Origin of the sequence: Micromonospora sp. WMMD956 (genome assembly GCF_029626125.1) — a bacterium.
GTDB lineage: Bacteria > Actinomycetota > Actinomycetes > Mycobacteriales > Micromonosporaceae > Micromonospora > Micromonospora carbonacea.
Genome location: NZ_JARUBI010000005.1, coordinates 6,355,388 through 6,377,725, shown reverse-complemented (window position 1 = coordinate 6,377,725; position 22,338 = coordinate 6,355,388). Strand labels below are relative to the sequence as shown.

The following is a 22,338-nucleotide window of genomic DNA, read 5'->3' as shown; positions in this document are numbered from 1 at the left end:
TGGCACGCCCGCCGCCATCCATCGACGCTAAAATGATTTAGCTGGAGCTAACGCGCCCCGCCGCACCCCTGTCAAGACACAATGGAAATCCGGTGGAAACAATCGTGGCCGTCGGCGGGTCAGCTCTCCAGGCACCGGCGCACGGCGGCGACCAGCCGGTCGCCCCGCTCGTCGCCCACCCCGCCCATCTGGTTGACCACGTACGCGAAGCCGACCTGGTGGGCGTCGTCGCCGAAGGCCACGTGACCGCCCGCGCCGTCGTGGCCGAAGCTGCGCGCGCCCAGCAGCGGCCGGGCCGGCGGGGAGTCCAGCAGGAAGCCGGTCCCCCAGCGCTGCCCCTCGTCCGGCGGCCCGTAGCGCTGCCGGCCCCAGGCCCGGGGCGTGGTCGCGTCGTCGAGCGACGCCACGGTGAGCAGCCGCCCGGCGCCGTCGACGTCGGAGACGGCGGCGGCGTAGAGCCGGGCGAGGCCCTCGGCGGTGCTGACCGCGCCGGCGCCGGGGATCCCGGCGGCCTGGATGACCGGGTCGTTGAAGCTGACCAGGCCGTCGTCGTCGGCCGGGAAGGCGTAGGCACCGTTCATGGTCAGTCCCCGCTCGGCGACCGGGTCCAGGGCGGGCAGCGCGCCGGCCGGCGGCGCCAGCATCCAGGCCACCGCCGGGCGCTCGGCCTCGGGAAGGCCGATCCAGGTACGCAGGCCGAGCGGCTCGGCGAGCGCCGCGCGGAAGAACGCGCCGGGCAGTTGCCCGGTGACCCGGCGGATCACCTCGCCGACCAGCCAGCCGTAGGTCATCGCGTGGTAGCTGTGCGCGGTGCCCGGGGGCCAGAGCGGCGGCTGCGCCTCGATCGCCTCGATCACCGGCGTCCAGGCGACCACGTCCGCGCGGGTCAGCGGCCGGTCCAGGGCCGGCAGGCCGGCCTGGTGGGTGAGCAGCCAGCGCACCGGGATCCCGTCCTTGCCGTGCTGGCCGAACTCGGGCCAGTACCGGGTGACGGGGGCGTCCAGGTCGAGGCGGCCCTGCTGGACCAGCAGGTACGCGCAGACCGCCAGGATCCCCTTGGTGCAGGAGAAGACGACCGCCGGGGTGTCGGCGACCCACCGGCGGCCGGAACGCGGGTCGGCGAGCCCGCCGTGCAGGTCGACGACCTTGCGGCCCCGCACGTAGAGGGCGACCGCGGCGCCCACGTCGCCGCGCGCGGTGAAGTTGTCCCGGAAGACGTCGACGACCGGGCCGAAGCCCTCGTCGGCGTCGCCGTGGACCGGTGCAGGCGTCGTCACGCGCTATCCCTTCAGCGATCCCTGGATGAGGGCCTTGATGAACTGGCGTTGGAAGATCAGGAACACGATGAGGGTGGGGGTGAGGATGAGCAGGGAGCCGGCGCACAGCAGCACCAGGTCCGTCCCCCACTGCCCCTGGAACGCCCCGAGCGCGCCGGCCATGGTGCGTTTCGTGGCGTCGTCGACGAGCACGATGGCGAGCAGGAACTGGTTCCAGGTCCACAGAAACAGCAGGATGGTCAGCGACGCGATGGCCGGCCGGGCCAGCGGCACCTGGACGCGCCAGAACAGCTGCCAGGTGTTGCTGCCGTCGACCCGCGCCGCCTCGGAGAGCTCCTTGGGCACGGTGGCGAAGTGCGCCCGCATCCAGAACACCGAGAACGGCATGTACAGGCCGATCAGCGGCAGGATGATCGCCCACCGGGTGTTGAGCAGGCCCAGGTCGCGCATCTGGTAGTACAGCGGGGTGACCACGGCCTCGAACGGCAGGGTCAGGCCGAGCAGGAGCAGACCGAAGGCGATCCGGCCGCCGGGCACCCGCAGGTGGCCCAGCCCGAAGCCGGCCATCGTGGCGATGACCACGCCGATCGGCACGACCCCGACCACGATCAGCAGGCTGGAGCGCAGCAGCGCCCCCATGTTGGCGGCGGTGAACGCGTCGGCGAAGTTGCCCCACTGCGGGTCCGTCGGCCAGGCCAGCCCGGTGGGGACGGTGCCGCGCGGCTGCAACGCCGCCGACAGCATGCTCAGGAACGGCAGCAGGGTGACGAGGACCAGCGCGATCAGGAAGATCCGGCCGGTCAGTCGCTCGCTGCGGCTGGTGAGGTTCATGCCTTGTCCTCCCGGGTCAGCCGCTGGATCGGCAGCACGCAGGCCAGCACCAGCACCATGAGCACCACCGCCAGCGCCGAGGCCAGCCCGACCTGCCGCTGGGAGAAGGCGAGCCGGTAGATCTCCAGCCCGGGCACGGTGGTCTGGATGCCGGGGCCGCCGCTGGTGGAGATGTAGACGATGTCGAAGCTGGCGAGGGCGGCGATGATGGTCACGGTCAGGCAGACGCCGATCTCCTGGCGCAGGCTCGGCAGGGTGACGGCGAAGAACTCCCGCACCGGCCCGGCGCCGTCGATGCGGGCCGCCTCGTAGAGCGCCGGGTCGATCTTGCTCATGCCGGTGACGAGCAGGATCGTGCACAGGCCGAGCATGACCCAGGTGCCGATCACGCCCACCGACGGCAGCGCGGTGTCGAACTCGCCGAGCCAGGCCCGGGTGACCCCGCCCAGGCCGACCGCCCGCAGCACCTGGTTGACCAGGCCGTCGGTGGACAGCAGCCAGCTCCACGCGATGCCGGCCGCGACCAGGGGGATCACCTGCGGCAGGAACAGCACGGTACGCACGACGGTGCCGAACGCGCCGCCGCTCATCCGGCGCACGAGGCTGGCGACCAGCAGACCGAGGGCGACCGGGACGAAGCTGAAGAAGATGATCAGGACGAACGCGTTTCCGATGATCTTCAGCAGGTCGCTGTCGGTGAACACGGTCAGGTAGTTGGTCAGCCCGACCCACTCGGCCTGGCCGATGCCGTTCCAGCGGTACAGCGAGTACTGCATCGTGAGCAGCAGCGGGCGCAGCACGAAGATCGCGTACATGAGCAGGGCCGGCAGGACCCACAGCCAGCCGAGCCACCCGGCCGTGCGGCCCCACCGCCTCCGGTGGGGCCGCACGGGTGACTGCTGGTGTGCGCCGCCGGCCGGGGCACCGGCGGTGCCGCCGACGGCAGCGGTCATCGGGACAGTTCCTTCTCGTACTCGGCCTGGACCGCCTTCACGTACCCCTCGGGGGTCTGCTGCCCGGCGATCAGCTTCTGCAGCTCCGGGGTGATCGCCGCGGCGAAGATGCCGCCGGTGGCGTTCGCGGTGAAGTCGACCGCGCCGTTCTCCGCGCCGAGCTGCTGCGACGCCTTGAGCGTCTCGGCCAGCACGGTGCCCTCGGCGACGGGCGGCAGGGGCAGCTCGGCGGGGCCGCCGGGGCTGGAGCCGCCGACCTTCACAGAGATCTCCCGGGCCTTCGCGTCGGTGTGCGCCCAGTTGAGGAAGTACGCGGCGGCGTCCGGGTTCTTGGCCCGGGCACCGACGCCGAAGGTGTTCGGCGCGGACATCGCCACGTGCTTGCCGCCGGCGGCCTCGGTCGGGAACAGGAAGAAGCCCGCGTTGCCGGCCATGTTCTTGTCCAGGTTGCCCGACTCCCAGTCGCCGTTGAACATGAACAGGCCGCCGCCCTTGGCGAAGTCGCCGACCATGGTGGCGTAGTCCAGGGCGTTGGCGTCCTTGGTGAAGTAGCCCGCCTTGGCCCACCGCTGGATGGTCTCGGTGGCCTTCAGCGCGGCGGGGGTGTCGAAGGTGGCGCCGGGCTTCTGGAAGATCCAGTCCGCGATCTGGGCGGGGTCGCCGAACTGGTTCTGCAACGCCTGGTGCGGGAAGTTGATGCCCGCGGTGTTCTTGTTGAACTGCACGATCGGCTGCACGCCGGCGGCCTTGGCCTTGGCCAGCAGCTCCTCGAACTCGGCGACGGTGGCCGGCGGCTCGGTCATGCCGACCTGCTGCGCCAGCTTCTTGTTGTAGAACACCCCGGTCACGCTGTAGCCGAGGCCCAGCCCGTACAGCGAGCCCGAGCCGCGCACCTTGCCCCCGTCGGCCAGCCGGAGCTGGACGAGCTGCGAGGCGGGGAACTTGTCCCAGCCGTAGGCCGTGACGTAGGGGTCGAGGTTCTTCAGCAGGTCGTCCTTGACCAGGTCGACCATGGTGGGCAGGCGGATGATGTCGGGCGCGTTGTCCGAGGCGAGCACCCGGGGCGCGTTCTCCGTGATCACCGTGAACTGGTCCTCACGGATGTTGAACTTCACGTTCGGGTGCTGCTTGGTGAACTCGTCGGCCAGCGCCTTGACCAGCGGGAAGCCGGTCTCCGCGTACAGCTCCAGGGTGATCGGCCCGGTGCCGAGCTCGGTGCTGACGGGTGCGTCGGACCCGGTCGACGACGGCTGGTCCGATCCTGGCGCGCTACACGCGCTCATCACCAGGCCCGCGGCCAGGGCCGGCACCAGCAGTGCCAGGCCGCGCCGCGAGAACCTGGTCGAGAAATCCGGCACGTCAACCACTCCTTGATTTCACGCCGCGTCACGCCGCCCGGCGGGCCGGCGCGTACCGGCCCGACCGTGTCGTGTCCGGCCCGCGCGGCCCGACTCTGCGGGTCGCGACCGAGCCGGTCGACATGATCACGGGGAGGGTCGAGGTGCCCTTCCGCACGGCCAAACGGCGTAGCTAAAATGATTTAGCAGAGCATGCGCGCGGCGCTCCGGACCTGTCAAGGACGAGTTCGCAACGACTCGGAAACGACCGGTTCACACGTCCCGCGGCCCGTCACCCACCCGCCGGGGGTGGCCCTCGTGACTCGCGCATGATGATGTGACGGGGCGACGCGGGACGCGTCACGGTGATTCGGAGGAGTCATGGGCCGCAACAGAGCAACCCTGGCCGATGTCGCGCGGCTGGCCGGACTGTCGAAGACGGCCGCCTCGATGGTGCTCAACGGGCGGGAGGGGACCCGGCTGTCCGCGGAGGCCCACCAACGCGTCTTCGCCGCCGCCGAGGAGCTCGGCTACCGGCCCAACATGGCCGCGCGCAGCCTGCGCACCCGCAAGACCGCCACCATCGCGTTCGTCTCCGACATCGTCGCCACCACGCGGTTCGCGGGCGACCTGATCCGGGGCGCGCTGGACGCCGCCCGGGAACGGGACCACGTGCTGCTGATCACCGAGACCCAGGGCGACGCCGCGTTCGAGCGGTACGCCATCGAGGCGATGCTCGACCGCCAGGTCGACGGCGTCGTCTACGCGGCGATGGCCACCCGCCGGCTCACGGTGCCCCCCGCCATCCTCGGCGGCCCGGTGGTGCTGCTCAACGCCGTCAGCCCGGGGGAGCTGCCCTGCGTGCTGCCCGACGACGAGCAGGCGGCCGTCGCCCTCGTCGAGGCCCTGCTCGCGCACGGCCACCGCGACCGCATCGCGCTGATCGGCCGCAACCGCCTCAAGGAGGGTGACCCGGAGGTCTCCATCGCCGCGCCGGCCCGCCTGCGCGGGGTCCGCGCCGCCCTCGCCGCGGCCGACGTCGGCCTGCTCGCCGAGTGCTTCTGCACGGAGTGGCTGCCGGAGCACGGGTACGCCGCCATGCGCGCCCTGCTGTCCCGGTCGCCCCGGCCGACGGCCGTCGTCTGCATGAACGACCGGCTGGCGTTCGGGGCGTACCAGGCGCTCGGCGAGGCCGGCCTGGCCATCCCCGACGACATCTCCGTCGTCTCGTTCGACGACGACCCCATCGCCGCCTGGCTGCGCCCCGGCCTGACCACCGCCGCCCTGCCGCACGAGCGGATGGGCCGCCGCGCCGTGGAGCTCGTGCTCGACGGGGGCGACGCCGGGCCGTCGTACGTCCCCATGCCGCTGCGTCGCCGCCGGTCCGTCGCCGCGCCGGCAGTCGGCGTCCCGGCGCCGAGGCGGGCGCCGGCGTAGGCCGGTGAGCGCCGCCACCGCCGGCCGAGGTGGTTGCTAAACCGATTCACTGGTAGGTTGCCGGCCATGCTGCGATTGCCGGACCACTGGGTGTGGGACAGCTGGTACGTCCAGGACGACGACGGCCGGTGGCACGTGTTCTTCCTGCGCGCCTCCCGGGCCCTGCACGACCCCGACCGCCGCCACCACCGGGCGTCGATCGGCCACGCCGTCTCCACCGACCTGCGCTCCTGGACCCTGCTCCCCGACGCGCTCGTGCCCGCCGACGGGCCCGCCTGGGACGACCTGGCCACCTGGACCGGCTGCACCGTCCGCGGACCCGACGGGCGGTGGCGCCTGTTCTACACCGGGGTCGCTCGCGCCGAGGACGGCCTCGTCCAGCGCATCGGCCTGGCCGTCTCCGACGACCTGACCACGTGGCACCGGCACGGCGACGGCCCCCTCGTCGAGGCCGACCCGACGTGGTACGAGCTGCTCGACCGGGATGCGTGGTACGAGCAGGCCTGGCGTGACCCCTGGGTCTTCGCCGACCCCGACGGCGACGGCTGGCACATGCTCGTCACCGCCCGCGCCAACCGGGGCCCGGCGGGCGACCGGGGCGTCGTCGGGCACGCCACCTCGCCCGACCTGGTCACCTGGACCGTCCGGCCGCCGCTGTCCGCGCCCGCCGGCTTCGGTCACCTCGAGGTGCCGCAGGTCGCCGTCGTCGACGGCCGGCCCCTCCTGCTGTTCTGCACCAACGCCGTCGCGGACCCGCGCCTGCCCGACCACCGGATCTGGGTGGCGGACGCGCCGGGCGTGCGCGGCCCCTGGGACGTCGCCGCCGCGCGGCCGGTCCCGCACCCCCACCTGTACGCGCCCCGCCTGGTGCCCGACGGCGACCGGGGATGGGCGCTCATCGGCTTCCTCGACCGGGTCGACGGCGTGTTCGTCGGCGAGCTCACCGACCCCGTGCCGTTCCGCCTCCCGGAGGCCGACCCGTCGCCCGCCGGGACGGCCGCCGGCGGGCGGTAGCCGTCCCGGCGGGCGGTTGACCCGCCGGGACGGCCGGGCCTCAGGAGGCCGCCCGCGCCGGCACGGCGTCGTCCGCGCCGGCCTCGGCGTCGCCGGCCGGGCGGTCGCGGACCATGGTCAGCACCGCCACCGCGAGCAGGACCGTGATCACGGTGCTGATCGCCCCGACGATGTTGAGCCCGCCGGTGAAGGCGTCCCGGGCGGCGGCCAGCAGCGCCGCGCCCGCGTCGCCGGGCAGCTCCTGCGCCGCGGCGACGGCCGCGGCGAGGGTGTCGCCCGCGCCCGAGCCCTCGGGCGCGGTGAACTGGCTGCGGTAGACGATCGCGCCGACGCTGCCCAGGATGGCGACGCCGAGCGCCATGCCCAGCTCGGTGCTGGTCTCCGACACGGCGGAGGCGGAGCCCGCCTGCTCGGGGGGCGCCGACCCGACGACGATGTCGGTGCCCAGCGCGATGAGCGGGCCGCCGCCGGCGTAGACGAGCAGGAAGCCGACGACCAGCTGGGTGAGGCCACCCTGGCTGTCGAGCAGGGCGAGCATCAGGTGCCCGACCGCCGAGACCGCCAGCCCGACGGCCACCACCCGGGCCGGCGCGATCCGCGCGGCCAGCACGGGCGACAGCATGGACGTGACGATCAACGCGAGCGCCGCCGGCAGCAGCCAGAGCCCGGCCCGCAGCGGGGAGAGCCCGACGACGAGTTGCAGGTACTGCGTCACGAACAGGTAGGTGCCGCCGGCGATGAGCATGCTGAACAGCATCGCCACCAGTGCCGTGGCCAGCGGGCGGTTGCGGAACAGCCGCAGGTCGATCAGCGGGCTAGCCAGGGCGCGCTGCCGGCGGACGAAGAACACGCCGACGACCAGGCCGGCGACGACGGCGAGCAGCGGCAGCGGGCCCGCGTCGTCCTTGGCCAGCTCCTTCAGCCCGAAGATGATCGGCAGGATCGCGGCGAGGGACAGCGCCACGCTGGCCAGGTCGAGCCGGCCGGCGTCGGCGTCCCGGTATTCCGGCAACAGCCGCGGCCCCGCCACCAGCAGCACGGCCATGATCGGCACGTTGAGCAGGAACACCGAGCCCCACCAGAAGAACTCCAGCAGCGCGCCGCCGACGACGGGGCCGAGCGCGACGCCGACCGAGAACATGGTGACCCAGACGGCGATGGCGACGCCCCGCTGCCGCGCGTCCTGGAACATGTTGCTGATCAGCGCGAGGGTGGAGGGCATCAGGGTGGCCCCGGCGACGCCCAGCGCGGCCCGCGAGGCGATCAGCATGGCCGGCGTGTCGGCGTACGCGGCGACCACGGAGGCGACGCCGAACGCGGCGGCGCCGATCAGCAGCAGCCGCCGCCGGCCGATCCGGTCACCGAGGGTTCCCATGGTGACCAGGAACCCGGCGATCATGAAGCCGTAGATGTCGATGATCCACAGCATCTGCGGGGCGCTGGGCAGCAGGCTCTCGCTGATGTGCGGCACCGCGAGGTGCAGGACGCTCATGTCGATGGAGAGCAGGAGCGTCGGCAGCGCCAGCACTGCCAGGCCGAGCCATTCCCGGGGGCCCGCCCGGTGCTGCGGTTCGATCGTGGTGGGCAATGTGGATCCTTTCTGGATGTGCCGCCGGGCGGGGGAGGCAGTGGGTCGTCAGCTGCGTGACCACCGCCTCGGCGACGTGCGACTCGTACAGGTAGAAGTGGCCGCCGGTGAACATCCGGCGGGCGAACGGCCCCGTCGTCTCCAGCGACCACAGGTGCAGCCGGTCGGCGACGACGATCGGGTCGTCCGCCGCGCCCAACGACAGAATCGGCACGCCGGTGCCGGTGGCCGGCCGCTCGTAGGTCTCCATGGCCTCCAGGTCGGCGCGGATCGCGGCCAGCGCCGGTCGCACCAGGTCCGCCCGGTGCAGCAGGTCGGGGGCGATGCCGCCGATGTCCACCAGGTGTTCCAGCAGCTCGGCGTCGGTGCGCCGGTGCCCGTACGGCGGCTCGCTGGGGAAGCAGGGCGGCTGCCGGGCCGACACGACGAGGTGCCGCGGCGGCAGTCCCGCCCGCTCCATCGCCCGGGTCAGCTCGTAGCCGAGCACGCTGCCGAAGCTGTGCCCGACGATCACGTACGGCAGGGGTGCCCGCTCGGCGAGGGCCCCGGCGAGGCCGTCGACGAGCGGCCCGACCCGCCGCAGCGGCGGTTCGGCGGCGCGCAGGCCCCGGCCGGGCAACTGGGCGACCAGGAACTCGACCCCGGCGGGGACGACCCGCGTCCAGGACCGGAACGCCGAGGGCCAGCCGCCGGCGTGCGGCAGCGCCACCAGCCGCGCCCACGGGGCGTCCGGCCCGGCTGCGGCGGCGGCCGGTCGCGCGCCGCCGCCCACCTTCAGCAACCAGGGGTTCATCGTCGTCCTCACGCCAGCAACGGATGGTGGGCTTCGAGGTGGGCCAGCACCCGGTTCTGGTGCGGTCGCAGGCGCTGCCCCGGCAGGTGCTCCAGCGAGTGCAGGAAGGGATCCGGCGGCTCGGGCAGGCCCGCGAGCGCCGACGCGACGGCCAGCACCAGCGTCGGCTGGTACCACGCCGAGTAGCCGCCCTCGTGGGCCAGGACGATCCGCCCGCCGGTCAGCTCGTCGGCGAGGGCGCACATCCGGGCCGTCATGGCGTGGAACGTCCGGCTGGTGCACATCATCCGGCCCATCGGGTCGTGGCCGCCCGCGTCGAGGCCCGCCGCGACGAGGATCAGCTCCGGGCCGAAGGCGCGGGCCGCCGGCTCGACCAGCCGGGTCAGCGCCGCCAGGTACGCCTCGTGCCCCGAGCCGGCCGGCAGCGGCACGTTGAGGGTGCGGCCCGCCCCGGCGCCCTCCCCCGTCTCGGTGACCAGGCCCGAGGCGGGCGGGAAGAGCCCCTCCTGGTGGATCGAGACGTAGAGGACGTCCGGGTCGGTGTAGAAGGCGCGCTGGATGCCGTTGCCGTGGTGCACGTCCCAGTCGAGCACCAGCACCCGGCGTGCGCCGTGCCGCTGGGCCGCCCGCGCGGCGATCGCCACGTTGTTGTAGAGGCAGAGGGCCATCGCCCGGTCGGGCTCGGCGTGGTGCCCGGGCGGCCGGACGAGGCAGTACGCCCGGTCGTGCCGCCCGTCGAGCACGGCGGTGGTGGCCTGCACGCAGGCGCCCACGGCCACCCGGGCGGCGTGGGCGCTGTGGTGGTTGACGTGCGCGTACACCCCGGCGTCGCCCGCGCCGAGCGCGGAGGCCGCCTCGACGCGGTCGACGTGCTCCCGGGTGTGCACGAGCAGCAGGTCGTCGTCGCCGGCCGGGTCGGGGGTGACCTGGGTGAAGTGGTCCAGCACCCCGGCCATCCGCACCAGCCCCTCGGCGCGGCGCAGGTCGGGGTCGACGGCGAACTGGCGCAGGGGTTCGATGCCCGGGCCGACCGGCAGGTAGCCCGACCCCTGGCCGGGGTCGTGCCAGAAGCAGACCTCGTGGCTGTACCAGGCGAGATTCGGCATGTGCGACGTCCTTGGCGCTCGGGTCGGAGGGGGCGGGTGGTCGCCGGCCGCGACGCCGACGGGGGGTGTCGACGCCGCGGCCCGCTCGGGGGGCGACCGGTTACGCGGCGACGGCCGCCCGGTCCCGGGCCTGCCCGGTCACCTCGGCGACGCGGCGCAGGTAGTGCTCCCGCTCCTCGGCCGGGGTGTGCTTGGTCCGGAACGTGGAGTCGAGCCAGGCGAGGACCTGGTCCACCTCGGCGGGGCCGAGCGGCCGGTCGCCCAGCTCCTTCTCGAACTCGCGGATGCGGGCCGTGGGCGCGAGCACGCCCTCGGCGTAGCCGGACTCGTCCGGGTTGTGGTTGCGGGTGCAGGCGATGGCCTTCAGGACGGCACCGAAGAAGGCCCTGCTGTCGATGTCGCTCACTGTGGTCTCCTCTCGACGGGGTTTCTTCCGCCGGCGCGCCCGCTGCGGGCGGCCGGCTACACGGGTGGTGTCGCGACCGGAACGCTCCCGGCTGCCCTCAGGCGATGAGCCCGACCCGCCGGCCGGCGTCGGCGAAGACGGCGACGGCGTGGTCGAGGTCGTCGACGGAGTGGCTGAGGTTGACGATGGTCCGCAGGCGCGGCAGCGCCTTGGGCACGGTGGGATAGACGATGGGCTGGACGAAGACGCCCTCGCGCTGGCAGAGCCGGGCCATCTCCTGGGCCTGGCCGGCGCTGGCGCAGATGATCGGCACCACCGGCGTCACGCTGCCGAGGGTGTCGAAGCCGAGGCCGCGCAGCTGCGCGCGGTACCGGTCCGTGCGCTCCCGCAGCTCGCCGGTGAGGTGCGGGGCCGCCTCCATGACCTCGACGGCCGCCCGCGCGGCGGCCACCTGCATCGGGGTGCCGGCGGCGGAGAACATCCAGCCCCGGGCGTTGTTCTTCAGGGCGAAGATCAGGTCGCTGGAGCCCGCCACGTAGCCGCCGGTGCTCGGCACCGTCTTGGACAGCGTGCCCATCTTCACCGCGATCCGGGCCGGGTCGATGCCGAAGTGCTCGGTGATGCCCCGGCCGGTGGCGCCCAGCACGCCGAGGCTGTGCGCCTCGTCGACCATCAGCGGCGCGTCGTGGCGCTCGCAGAGCTCCAGGATGCCGGGCAGGTCGGCGACGTCGCCGTCCATGCTGAACACCGCGTCGGTGACGACCAGCTTGCCGGCGTCGCCCGCCCGGCGCAGGGCCCGTTCCAGGTCGGCCAGGTCGTTGTGGGCGTACGTGATGACGGTCGCGCCGGACAGCCGGTAGCCGTCGAGGATGCTCGCGTGGTTGTAGACGTCGCCGATGACCACGTCGCCCGGCCCGACCAGCGCGGCGACCGTCGCCACGTTGGCCATGTAGCCGCTGGTGTAGACGATGGCGTCCTCGGCGCCGACGAACCGCGCGATGGCCAGCTCCAGCTCGCGGTGCAGGTGCAGGGTGCCGGCGAGCAGCCGGACGCCGTGCGCGCCGGTGCCGTGCCGCTCCAGGGCACGCTGCGCCTGGTGGTTGATGTAGTCGTGGCCGATGAGCCCCAGGTAGCTGTAGGAGGCGAAGTTGAGGAACCACCGCCCGTCGAACTTGATCCAGGCGCCCTTGGACTCCTCGATGACCGGCTCGTAGAAGTAGTCGTCCCGCGCGATGACGAGCCGGTCGTCCACCGACAGCGCGTCGATCCGCCGGTCGAGGAACGTGCCGTCGGGGCGGTCGGCGAGCCGGCCGGGCAGGGTGCGGCGGGGCACCGACCCGCCGGGGGTTGCGGCGACACCGGGCGGGCCGGCGGGCCGGGGCGCGGCCGGCGGCGGCCCGGCCGGCGCCGGGCGGTGGCCGGCGGCGAGGGCGGGCGCGGGCCGCCCGTTCGCCGCCGGGGGCTGCGCGGCGGCGGGCCGCCCGTTCGCCGCCGGGGGCTGCGCGGCGGCGGGCCGCCCGTTCGCCGCCGGGGGTCGTCCGTCGAGCGCCGCCGGCTCGGCGGCGCGCCCGGCCGGGCGGCGCACGACGGCGTCGGCGTCGGCGTCACGGAACCGGTCCCAGTCCGGGACGAACGCGTGTGCCGCCGGCCCGCCCGACCCGACGGCCGCGGGCGACGCGGCCACCACCGGGGGTACGGCGACCGGCGCGGACGGCGCGGTGGGGCCGGTCTCCGCAGGCGCGGCGGGCACGGCAGGGGCGGGCACGGGCGCGACGGGAACGGGCGACGCGGCGGGACGCGGGAGCCCCTCCAGGTGGCGCAGCAGTGCGCCGACGCCGGGGTGGTCGAAGAAGGTGGCCGGGTCGATCTCGACGCCCGCGCCGGCCAGCGCGGCGGAGACCTCGACCGCCATCATCGAGTCCAGCCCCAGGTCCAGCAGGTTGTCCTCCGGCGACACCTGGGCGACGTGCAGGGTCCGCTTCAGGATCGCCGACAGCTCCGGCCACAGCCGGCTGTCGGGATAGGTCACAGGGGTCGTCATCTCGTCGTCCTTCGGGGTGTCGACTGCGGACAGGACGTAGTTGCCGGGCGGCAGCCCGAGGGTGTGCCGCAGGAGCGCGACGCCGTCGTCGGCGGCGAGCGCCGGGATGCCACGCGCCGCCGCCGCGTCGGCGACCCGCTCCCCCATGCCGACGGCCCACAGGCCCCAGCCGAGGCTGTACCAGGCCTCCCCCTCGGCCCGGCGGCGCGCGGCGTAGCCGTCGAGATAGGCGTTGGCGCAGGCGTAGGAGCTCTGGCCGAGGTTGCCGTGCGTGGCCGAGATCGAGGAGAACAGCACCACGTAACCGGGGCGCGCCCGCGCGCCGAACGCCGCGTCGAGCGCGTGCACCCCGCCGATCTTCGGGGCGAACACCTCGTCGACGCGCTCGGGCGACAGGCTGCGCGCCAGCCCGTCGCGCAGGACGCCGGCGGCGTGGAAGACCCCGTCGAAGGGCTCCGCGTCGGCCAGCGCCTCGGGCAGGTCGCGCACGTCGGCGGCGAGGAGCCGCAGGTCGCAGGTGGCGGCGAGCTTGTCCAGCCGGTCCCGCGCCGGCCCCTGCGTCGGCACCGTCCGGCCCACCAGCGTGAGGTGGGCGCAGCCCGCGCCGGCCAGGGACTCCGCCACGTGCAGGCCGATGCCGCCCAGGCCGCCGGTGATCAGGAACCGGCCGCCGACCGCCCGGCCCGCCGGCTCGCCGGGGGCGGCGTCCACCGCCGGGTGCGCCGGGGCGTACCAGGTGCCGTCGCGCCAGGCCAGCTCCGCCTCGCCGTGGCGCACCTCGTCGAGCGTCGGCGGGGGCGTGGCACCGCCGAGGCCGAGGTCGACCAGGCGTACGCGGACCTGCGGGTGCTCGATGCGCAGGGTGCGCGCCAGCCCCCACAGCGCGGTCTGCACGGGCTCGACCGGCTCGCCGCCGGTGACCTGGTGGGCGGCGTTGGTGACGATCGTGAGCGCCGGCATCGGCGGCTGCGCGGCGAGCCGCCGGACCAGGGTGAACACGCCCTGGAGGACGGCGGCGGCCTCGTCGGCGTCGCGCACCCCGCGCGGCGCGACGTAGACCACCTCGGCCGGCGGGGTCTGCGCGCGCGCCCGGTCGACGTGCTCGTCGTGCAGGTCCGTCGGGTCGAGCAGCACGGGCCCGTCGTCGGGCGACCCGCCGGACAGCTCGCGCGACACCAGCCAGGTGTGGCCGCCCGTCGGCTCCGGCTCCGGGGTCGGGGTGACCGGCTGCCAGGTGACGGCGGTGACCGACCCGGCGGGGACCGGCCGGTGCCGGGCCGGTGCCCCCGCCGGGCGGTCGGATCCGCCGGCCCGCCCCGGCGCCTTCAGGACGATCCGGTCCAGTTCGAGCAGCACCTCGCCCTGCTGGTTGCAGACGGTGGCCCGCCCGCGCACCGACCCGCCGGACGCGCCCGGCGGGTCGGTGCGCTCGACCAGCGCCAGGACCGTGCCGGTGACCCGCCGCCGCACGCTGACCCGCCCCACGTACCAGGGCAGGCAGGGGCCGGCGGCGCCGTCGTCGAGCATCCCGAGGCACTGGAAGACGCTGTCCAGCAGCGCCGGCGGGACGAGGTGCGGGTCGGTCAGCCCGCCGGACGCGCGGAGCAGCGCCAGCATCCGGCCCGGCCCCTGGTGGGCGGCGCGGATGGCGTGGAAGGTCGGGCCGTACTCGATGCCGCTGCCCCGCCGCCAGTCGGCGACGGCGGCCAGCGGCACCTCGTCGACGCAGCCGGCGCGCAGCTCGGCCACGTCCAGGTAGTGCGGGGGCGGCAGCGCGGAGCGGGTGGCCCGGGCCCGGCTGTGCGGCGTCGGGCTGGACGCGCCCGGCGCCCACGAGCCGAGCGCGCACTCCCCGTCGTCGGTCAGCGTCGTCTCGACCTCGACGGTCGTGCCGGGCGGCACCCGCAGCGGCGCGAGGAACGCGACCTGTTCCAGGCTCCAGCTCCCGCCGGGCCGCGCCGCGTCGCAGGCGGTGAGCATGGCGTCGACCTGCGCCGCCGCGGCCAGCACGGGCGTCCCGCCGATCCGGTGGTCGCGCAGCACAGGGTCGTCGGCGGCCAGCGGGGTCCGGTGGGCGCTCACAGCCGCAGGTCGAATCTGTCGGTGGCCAGGACCTGGCCGTTGACCTGGATGTCGACGAGGTGCTCGCCGGGGTAGTAGCGCCGGGTGGAGACCTCCCGCACCGGGTGCGACTTCTCCACCGTCCGGCGCTCGCCGGGGGCCAGTTCGAGGGTGGTGAGCTTGAAGACCTTCGGGATGCTCTGGCCGTTCTTGCGCACGTGGTGCACGACGTAGTCGACGGCGACGGTGTGCCGGCGGCTATCGGTGTTCTCGACGTCGAGGCGGATCAGGGTCGACTCGCCGAGGGTCAGCGACCGGGGCGACAGCCCCATCGACGGCACCCGGATGTGCTCGCCGCCGGTGACGCCGACGATCGCGAGGGCCTCCTGGTTGCCCTTCTTGACCAGGGTGCGCAGCGCGTGCCGGACGATCCAGGCGGTCTCCGGCGTCGGGCTCTCCTGCTGCCAGCGCAGCGCGGTGGCCAACGCGACGTCGGGGGCGTCCTTGGAGATGTCGTTGAGGTTGTTCGCCACGGACTTGCGGACGTACTCCGACGGGTCGCTGCGCAGCGGTTCGAGGATCTCCAGGACGGGCTGCGGGTCCCTGACGAACATGGTGAGCGTGCGCGCCCAGGGCAGGCGGGGGCGGGTGCCCTCGCTGGCCATCCGGCGCACGTTGTGGCTGGGGTCGCGCGCCCAGTCGGCCATCCGCTTCATCGTCAGGTCGTAGTGCTGCTCGATGTACGGGCGGATGGCGTACTCCGCGGTGTGCCGCTTGGTGATCTCGACGAGGGCGTCGAGGGACACCTCCGGGTGGTCCAGGCCGTACTCCTCGACGAACCGGGCCACCGGCATGAGGTACCAGCTGACGTTGAACATCCCCTCCCCCTCGGCGAGCTCGTCGCCGAGGATCGACACGAGGATGCGCACGCTCTCGGGGTAGTCCTGCGGGAGCCGGCTGCGCAGCCCCTCCGCCAGGACGAGGACGCGGTCCTTCAACTCCTTTCCGGGGATCCGCCGTTCGACCTCGACGGCGTAGTCCTCGACATCGAACTCCGGGTGGACCTCGCGGATCTTTCCACCGATGAGGCGGGCGGCGTCACCGTTGAAGTGGCGCTTGAGTCCGTATTCGCCAGTCATTGCATCCGGTCCTTCACGACAGAGATTCCCTCAGCGGGCGGGTAGAGGTGGATCTTAGGTTTGCGTGTTTCCTCCCTCAAGGAAGGGGGACGGCTCGTCGCGACAATTTTCGACTCGTCCCGTCCACTGGGGACCCAGTACGTCCGGCGTTCGAACGGGTAGGTGGGAATGGTGGTCGTGCGATGCCCCTTGCCGGCGTGCACCCCGGCCCAGTCCACCTCACCCAGACCCCGGCTGTAGAACTCCGCCACCGCCGCATGCAACTGCGCCTGATCCGAACGCTCCCTACGCAACGTCGGCAACCACACCAACCCCGGATCCGGCAACACCTGCTTTCCCAGACCCGTCAACACCGGATGCGCACCGATATCCCAGAACACCCCACCACCAGCCGCACCCACCAACCCCAACGCCTCACCGAATAACACCGGCCGACGAATCCCCCCACCCCACAACCCGGCATCCGCCACCGACCCCGCGTCATGCCACCCGCCCGTGATCGACGACGCGAAACCAACCCGCGGCGCCGACACCACCACCCGCGACACCACCTCCGCGAACGGCTCGACCGCACCCGCCATCGCCCCCGAATGAAACGCATGACTCACCACCAACCGCTGACACCGCAAACCAGAATCCACACAGAACGCCTCCACCACCTCCGCCGGACCCGACACCGTCACACTCCGCGGCCCATTCCACGCCGCCACCTCCAACCCCGGATAAGAACCCACCGCCAACCCCACCTCGGCCGCCTCGGCGAACACCGCCGCCATCGCCCCACCCGACCGCTGCCCCTGCATCAGCGCACCCCGCGCCACCGCCAAACCCAACACATCCCCCAACCCGAACACCCCCGCCGCCCACCCAGCCGACAACTCACCCACACTGTGGCCCACCACCAACCCCGGCCGAACCCCCCACGACTCCAACAACCGCACCAACCCCACCTGCACCGCCACAATCCCCACCTGCGCAAACCGCGTCTGCACCAACTCCTGGCCCCGACCACCAAACAACAACTCCAACAACGGCACACCCAACGACGACACCAAATCCGCACACTCATCCAACGCCGACCGGAACACCGGCTCCACCCCATACAAACCCCGAGCCATCCCCGCATACTGCGAACCCTGACCCGAAAACATGAACACCGACACCGGCGCCGCATTCACCAACCGACCCACCGACCGAGACCCATCCGCCACCGCCGACAACTCCCGCGCCACACCCACACCATCCGCCCCCGACACCGCCACCCGGAACCGATGCGACGCCCGACCCACATTCGCCGTAAACCCGAAATCCCCCACACCACTCCTGTCGGCGCCCGACAACACCCGCGCATAATCAGCCGCCAACCGCCGCACACCCTCCTCACCCGACGCCGACACCCGCACCACAAACGACTCCTGCGGCACCAGCTCACGCGAAACCACGACCGGCGGCTCCTCCAGAATCACGTGCGCATTCACCCCACCCATCCCGAACGCCGACACCGCACCCCGCCGCGGCACACCCGTTGTCCGCGGCCACGGAAGGGCCTGATCCGCCACGAAGAACGGCGACTCCTCAAACCGGATATGATCATTCGGCCGCTGCACGTGCAACGTCGGCGGAATCAACTCCCGCTCAAACGCCAACAACACCTTCACCACACCAGCCAAACCCGCAGCCGGCTCCAAATGACCAATGTTCGACTTCACCGAACCAATCGCACAAAACTGCGTCCGCGACGTGAACTCCCGCCACGCCCGCGTCAAACCCTCCACCTCAATCGGATCACCCAGACTCGTGCCCGTCCCATGGGCCTCCACCATGCCGATCCCCTCCGGACCCACCCCCGCATCCCGCAACGCCGCCAGAATCACGTCCCGCTGTCCGGCGGGGCTCGGGGCGGAGTAGCGGGTGGTCCGGCCGCCGTGGTTGACCGCCGCGCCCTTGATCAGGCCCCGGATCCGGTCGGCGTCCCGCTCGGCGTCGGCGCGGCGGCGCAGCACGACCGCGACCGCGCCCTCCCCGGGCACGAAGCCGTCGGCGTCGACGTCGAACGCGCGGCACCGGAAGGTGGGCGACAGTGCCCGGAGGTCCTGCATGGACCGGAAGTACTCGGGGCTGATCGCGGCGTGCACGCCACCGATGACCGCCGTGTCGATGTCGCCGGCGCGCAGGTGCTGGAGCGCCGTGTGCAGGGCCACCAGCGACGACGAGCACAGCGTGTTGACCACGACGCTCGGTCCGTGCCAGTCCATCAGGTACGACAGCCGATTCGGGATCATCGCCTCCAGGCCGAGGCCACGCCCGTCGGGCACCCCGTGCCGGGACCGCTCCTCGTGGTAGTGGTCGTGGCTGTAGGCGATCCACAGGCCGATCCGGTTCTCCCGGTCGCCCCGCCCCATCCGCCCGGCGTCCTCCAGGGCCGCCCAGATGGTCTCGTACACGATGCGGGCCTGCGGGTCGATCAGCGGCGCCTCCCGGGCGGAGATCCGGAACGGCACGGGGTCGAACTCGTCGACCCGGTCCAGGAAGGACGCCTGCGGGACCGGGCCCTCCTCGGCGCGCTGCCAGCGGCCCTCGGGCAGGGCGCGGACGGTGTCGCGCCCCTCGGCCAGCAGGGACCAGTACCCGTCGAGGTCGTCGGCGGTGGGCACCCGGATCGCGGCGCCGACGACGGCGATGTCGCGCCCGGTGTCCGTACGCTCGGCGGCCCCCGGCGTGCGCTCGGCGGCTGGCGCGTTGTCGACGGCCTCGGGCGCGGTGGTGACCGGCGGCGGACCGGCGGGCGGCGTCGCCGCGACCGGCTCGGGGACCTCGACCGGCCGGGGGGCCTCGGCCGGCTCGCGGACCTCGGTCGACCCGGGGGGCGGGGCGGTGGCGGCAGCCGGGGCGACGGGTGGCTCCGGGGTCGGATCGGGGGCGCTCGCCGGACCCGCCGGGCCCGCCGGCGGTGCCGCCAGCGAGGCGACGAAGTCGGGGGCCTCGTCGACGAGGTGCTGGGCGAAGCTGCGGGGCGTCGGATACTCGAAGAAGACGGTCGGATAGAGCGACAGGCCGTGTTCCCGGGACAGCCGGTCGCTCAGCCCGACCAGGCCGACCGAGTCGAAGCCGGCCGAGAGGAACTCGGTGTCGGCGTGCTCGGCGTCCGTGCCGGACAGGGCCAGGAACCAGGCGAGCGCCCGCGCGACGGGCGACACCGACGCGACACCGCCGGCACGCGCCGCCGGGGGTGGTGCAGGAGTGGCGGCCGGAGCGGGCGGGGCCGCGGCGGGCTGACCGGCCGGGACGGCCGGGACCGGGGGCACCGGAGGCCGGGCCGCCGCGGCCGGGGCCGGGGCGGGCGCGACGGCCGCCGGGGCCGGGCGGGGCGCGGCGGGGGCCGGCGGCTGGTCGCTGAAGGCGAGCAGGGGCACCCGCTTCGACGAGATGTCGCCGAAGGTCAACAGGGGCACGCCCCGCGCGTCGAGGACGACCTGGGTGACCCGGCACGCCTCCTCGTTCCAGAAGGAGACCTCCGTGCGGACGTAGGCGGCGTCGTCGAGCGGGCCGTGCACGCTCACCCGGTCCGCCGACAGCGGGATGAACGCGGACGCGTGCTCGGTGCCGAAGACGGGGTTGTCCGGGTCGATGGCGGCGATGGTGACGCTGTCCAGCAGGCCCGGGAAGAGCTGGACGTCCGGCGGGTTCAGCGCGCGCTGCCGGCCGCCCTCGATGCGGGCGAGCGTGCCCCCGCCCGCGAGGCCGGCCACCCAGGAGATGTTGCGGTAGTACCGGCCGTGGTGGTAGCCGATGCGGCGCAGCCACCGGTAGACCGTGGAGCCGGCGTGCAGCCGCGAGCAGGCGGCGAGCAGCTCCGGCAGCGGCTCGGTGGTCGGGGCCGGGTCGGGCTGCGGGGCGTACCGGCCGGTGACGAAGGGCGTGCCGTCGGCGTCGGCGACCGTGAACCGGCCCTGCCCGTCGACCCGGCACAGCACGCGGTGCGCGCCGGTGGGGATCAGCGGCCGGTGGAACAGCACGTCCCGTACCCCGTGGAACGCGTCGCCGCGCAGCAGCGCGCCCTGGCGCAGGAAGTCGAACCAGGCGACGCCGGGGAGCATGATCCGGCGGTACACGGAGTGCTGGGCGATGGGCGTCTCGCCCGCCCCGAACACGCGGGAGAAGGCGTATCCGGCCGGTCCCTCGTCGGCGTCCAGGGTGGTCGGGCCGCCGGGCTCGGCGGAGCGCAGGGGTTCCCGCAGGTCCAGCGCGGGCCCGCGGGCCTGGGCGGCGGGCAACAGCCGCTTGCGCCACCCGGCCGGCCCCTGGAAGGCGGCCCAGTCGACGTCCGCGCCGGCCTCGTGCAGCTCCGCCGCGACGGCGGCGAGCAGCGCGGCGACGTCGCGCTCGGCGGTGGCGTCGGCCAGGCGGGCGCACAGCTCCGGGCCGGCGTCGGGGTCGGCGGCCGGCTCGACGTCGGTCGCCGCCGGGCCGGTCAGGACCGCGCTCAGCGCCTGCTCCAGCGTGGTACGCCCGTGCGCGAAGTCGGCGATCGGCGCCCAGCCGGGCGGCAGGTCCACCGCCTGTTCGGGGACGCCGGTGTCGCGCAGCGCCACAGCCAGCACGACCCCGGCGCAGATCCGCAGCAGCGGGCCGGAGAACGTCGTCACGGGGCTGCCGACAGCGGCCTCGAACCGGGCGACGATCTCCCGTACCGCCGGCACGGCCCCGGTGAGCGCGAGCAGCCAGGCCGGCGGGGCCGGCGCGGCGGCCGGGCGCACGGTGACGGCGGGCCGCCGCCGGGGGGTCTCGCCGAGCGGGGCGTCGGCGGCGAGCAGGCGGGCCCGCAGGGCGGCGGCGAGGCCGGCGGCGTCGGTGCCGGTGACGGCGCACCGCACGGCGCGGTGGGGCCGCCCGAGCCGGGCGGTGGCCAGCACGTCGGGCAGGTCGTCGGCGACCGTCGGGAGGAACTCCAGCCACTGCGCGGCCAGCTCGCGCAGGCCGTCCGGGCTGTCGGCGGACAGGAGCAGCACCTCGGCGGCGCGCCCGACGCCGGCCGGCGCGGCGGGCGGGCCGGCCGCCTCGGCGACGACGTGCGCGTTGGTGCCGCCGAAACCGAAGCCGCTCACCGCGGCCCGCCGGGTCGACGCCGCCGGCCAGGGCGCGGCGCGCGGCGGCAGGTGGAAGGGGCTGGCGTCCAGCCGCAGGCGCGGGTTGACGGCGGGCACCGGCACGCCGGGCACCACCCCGTCCCGCAGGCAGAGGACGATCTTGGCGAGCCCGGCCAGGCCGGACGCCGAGTGCAGGTGCCCGATGCGCCGCTTCAGGGAGCCCAGCGCGACGCTGCCCCGGGCGACGCCGTGCCGGCCGAACACCTCGGTGAGCGCCCGCACCTCGATCGGGTCGCCGATGGCGGTGCCGGTGCCGTGGGTCTCGACGTACTGGACGGTCGTGGGGTCGACCCGGTCGTAGACGCGGGTGAGGAGCTCGACCTGGGCCTCCAGGTTGGGGGTGGTCACCCCCATGGTGCGGCCGTCGTTGTTGACGCCGGTGCCGGTGATCGCACCGAGGATCACGTCGCCGTCGGCGACGGCCGCCGCCATCGGCTTGAGCACCAGGGCGACCGCGCCCTCCCCGGGGACGTACCCGTTGGCCTTCTCGTCGAAGGTCTGGCACAGCCCGTCCGGGGAGAGCGCGCCGGTGCGGGACAGCAGCACGAAGGTCAGCGGGTCGACCAGCAGGTCCACCGCGCCGACCACGGCGATCTCGCAGCTGCCGGCGGCGAGGCTCTGGCAGGCCAGCCAGACCGCCGTCAGCGACGACGAGCATGCGGTGTCGACGACCAGGCTGGGGCCGGCGAGGTCGAGCCGGTCGGACAGCCAGGCCGCGACGAAGTTCTGCGAGCGCCCCCAGAGGGCCGCCGGGACCGGCGGGCCGGCGGCCGGGGCACCGGCCCGGCCGGCGGGGGCGACGCCGCGGCCGTGGTCGAAGCCGTAGGAGTTCATCCGCGCGCCGACGAAGACGCCCGCGTCGAGCCGCCGCCGGGCGGCCAGGTATCCGGCGTCCTCCAGGGCGCGGGCCCCGACTTCCAGCATGACCCGCTGCTGCGGGTCGAGCAGGACGGCGTCGGCGGCGGTGAGCCCGAACGCCTCGTGGTCGAAGGAGAACGGGTCCTGGAGGAAGGCCCCCCGGTGGTGGGTGCCCTGGTGGTCGCCGTCGCCGAGGTAGAGGTCGCGGGCCCAGCGGCTGGGCGGGACCTCGTCGACCTCGACCGAGTCGTGGGTCAGCATCCACCGCAGGTCGGTCACGTCCTCGGCGCCGGGAAGCCGTACGGCCATGCCGATCACCGCGATCCGATTGTCCGTCATGGTCGCGTCGC

The 22,338-nt window shown here is 74.1% G+C and carries 13 protein-coding genes; 2 read left to right on the top strand and 11 right to left on the bottom strand.

Annotated features, from left to right (window positions below; genetic code table 11):
* Positions 1 to 119 precede the first annotated feature (119 nt).
* Genes O7628_RS27640 through O7628_RS27625 form a run of 4 tightly spaced genes read right to left on the bottom strand, consistent with a single transcriptional unit; the run spans position 120 to position 4,419 of the window.
* Positions 120 to 1,277 (bottom strand): serine hydrolase domain-containing protein, encoded by a 1,158-nt coding sequence (locus O7628_RS27640; RefSeq protein WP_278135029.1) that lies wholly within the window; start codon positions 1,275 to 1,277, stop codon positions 120 to 122.
* Between the two features lie 3 nt (positions 1,278 to 1,280).
* Positions 1,281 to 2,108, bottom strand: coding sequence for a carbohydrate ABC transporter permease (locus tag O7628_RS27635; RefSeq protein WP_278135027.1), 828 nt, complete (start codon positions 2,106 to 2,108; stop codon positions 1,281 to 1,283).
* Complete coding sequence (locus O7628_RS27630) at positions 2,105 to 3,061, bottom strand: sugar ABC transporter permease (RefSeq protein WP_278135025.1); 957 nt, start codon at positions 3,059 to 3,061, stop codon at positions 2,105 to 2,107. Before O7628_RS27630 ends, O7628_RS27635 begins: the two co-directional genes overlap by 4 nt.
* On the bottom strand, positions 3,058 to 4,419 hold the full coding sequence (locus O7628_RS27625) for an extracellular solute-binding protein (RefSeq protein WP_278135023.1): 1,362 nt from the start codon (positions 4,417 to 4,419) through the stop codon (positions 3,058 to 3,060). The genes O7628_RS27630 and O7628_RS27625 overlap by 4 nt, the downstream gene beginning before the upstream one ends.
* 360 nt (positions 4,420 to 4,779) lie before the next feature.
* Between O7628_RS27625 and O7628_RS27620 the strand changes: the two genes are divergently transcribed.
* Together O7628_RS27620 and O7628_RS27615 are read left to right on the top strand one after the other, a co-directional pair.
* Positions 4,780 to 5,835 (top strand): LacI family DNA-binding transcriptional regulator, encoded by a 1,056-nt coding sequence (locus O7628_RS27620; protein WP_278135021.1) that lies wholly within the window; start codon positions 4,780 to 4,782, stop codon positions 5,833 to 5,835.
* Between the two features lie 66 nt (positions 5,836 to 5,901).
* Positions 5,902 to 6,849: a glycoside hydrolase family 68 protein gene (locus O7628_RS27615; protein ID WP_278135019.1), complete on the top strand. Its 948-nt coding sequence runs from the start codon at positions 5,902 to 5,904 to the stop codon at positions 6,847 to 6,849.
* A gap of 40 nt (positions 6,850 to 6,889) precedes the next feature.
* Here the strand turns inward: O7628_RS27615 and O7628_RS27610 are convergent, their stop codons facing one another.
* The 7 genes from O7628_RS27610 to O7628_RS27580 form a co-directional block, all read right to left on the bottom strand.
* Positions 6,890 to 8,320 (bottom strand): MFS transporter, encoded by a 1,431-nt coding sequence (locus tag O7628_RS27610; RefSeq protein WP_278136425.1) that lies wholly within the window; start codon positions 8,318 to 8,320, stop codon positions 6,890 to 6,892.
* Positions 8,208 to 9,230, bottom strand: coding sequence for a thioesterase domain-containing protein (locus O7628_RS27605; RefSeq protein WP_278135017.1), 1,023 nt, complete (start codon positions 9,228 to 9,230; stop codon positions 8,208 to 8,210). Before O7628_RS27605 ends, O7628_RS27610 begins: the two co-directional genes overlap by 113 nt.
* A gap of 8 nt (positions 9,231 to 9,238) precedes the next feature.
* The gene (locus O7628_RS27600) at positions 9,239 to 10,336 is read right to left on the bottom strand and encodes a class II histone deacetylase (RefSeq protein WP_278135015.1); all 1,098 of its coding nucleotides are present in this window, start codon (positions 10,334 to 10,336) and stop codon (positions 9,239 to 9,241) included.
* Between the two features lie 100 nt (positions 10,337 to 10,436).
* On the bottom strand, positions 10,437 to 10,742 hold the full coding sequence (locus tag O7628_RS27595) for a hypothetical protein (RefSeq protein WP_278135013.1): 306 nt from the start codon (positions 10,740 to 10,742) through the stop codon (positions 10,437 to 10,439).
* 97 nt (positions 10,743 to 10,839) lie between these two features.
* Positions 10,840 to 14,865: a bifunctional SDR family oxidoreductase/pyridoxal phosphate-dependent aminotransferase family protein gene (locus tag O7628_RS27590; protein WP_278135011.1), complete on the bottom strand. Its 4,026-nt coding sequence runs from the start codon at positions 14,863 to 14,865 to the stop codon at positions 10,840 to 10,842.
* On the bottom strand, positions 14,862 to 15,983 hold the full coding sequence (locus O7628_RS27585; protein ID WP_278135009.1) for a DNA alkylation repair protein: 1,122 nt from the start codon (positions 15,981 to 15,983) through the stop codon (positions 14,862 to 14,864). Before O7628_RS27585 ends, O7628_RS27590 begins: the two co-directional genes overlap by 4 nt.
* The gene (locus O7628_RS27580) at positions 15,980 to 22,327 is read right to left on the bottom strand and encodes a type I polyketide synthase (protein ID WP_278135006.1); all 6,348 of its coding nucleotides are present in this window, start codon (positions 22,325 to 22,327) and stop codon (positions 15,980 to 15,982) included. The genes O7628_RS27585 and O7628_RS27580 overlap by 4 nt, the downstream gene beginning before the upstream one ends.
* Positions 22,328 to 22,338: the final 11 nt, after the last annotated feature.